The 596-nt window shown below is 38.3% G+C and carries 1 protein-coding gene; it reads left to right on the top strand.

The window, feature by feature from the left end; all coding sequences use genetic code 11:
• Window positions 1-527 (top strand): group II intron maturase-specific domain-containing protein (locus tag ACEN4L_RS13420; protein ID WP_407097758.1); only part of this gene is annotated, 527 nt, incomplete at its 5' end.
• Between the last annotated feature and the right edge of the window lie 69 nt (window positions 528-596).

A 596-nucleotide genomic window follows, 5' to 3' on the forward strand; every position in this document is an offset into this window, starting at 1 on the left:
TAACTGTTAATGCGACTAAATCGAAAGTCATTAAACCAAATAATCCAACATTTAAATTTCTGGGATTTGGATTCTATTGGTCGAAAGCAGACAAAGGCTATCGAGCAAAGCCCCATGCCATATCAATCGAGACGTTTAAATATAAACTTCATCAGCTAAGCAAGAAAAGCTGGGGAATTGATATGGCTTACCGTATCGTTAGACTGAATCAAGTCATCAGAGGATGGGTGAACTATTTCAAAATAGGAGATATGTATACAAAACTCAAGAAAATAGCGAGTCATCTTCGTTATCGACTGAGAATGTGTATTTGGCACCAATGGAAAACAGCTAAAAAGCGAAGGAAAGCTCTCGTTAAACTAGGAATGAGCGACTACAATGCCTATGTGAATAGCCACAGTTCCAAAGGAACTGCCCGAATAGCCCAGTCCTGGGTAATGACAACAACAGTAACAAATAAGATACTAGCCCTCAAAGGTCTAGTATCTCCCGATAGTTACTATTTAAAACAAAAGCATGTTATATAAAATTGAACCGCCGTATACCGAACGGTACGTACGGTGGTGTGAGAGGACGGTAAATAAATTAATTATTTA

It is taken from the genome of Desemzia sp. FAM 23988 (assembly GCF_045528365.1).
Lineage (GTDB): Bacteria > Bacillota > Bacilli > Lactobacillales > Carnobacteriaceae > Desemzia.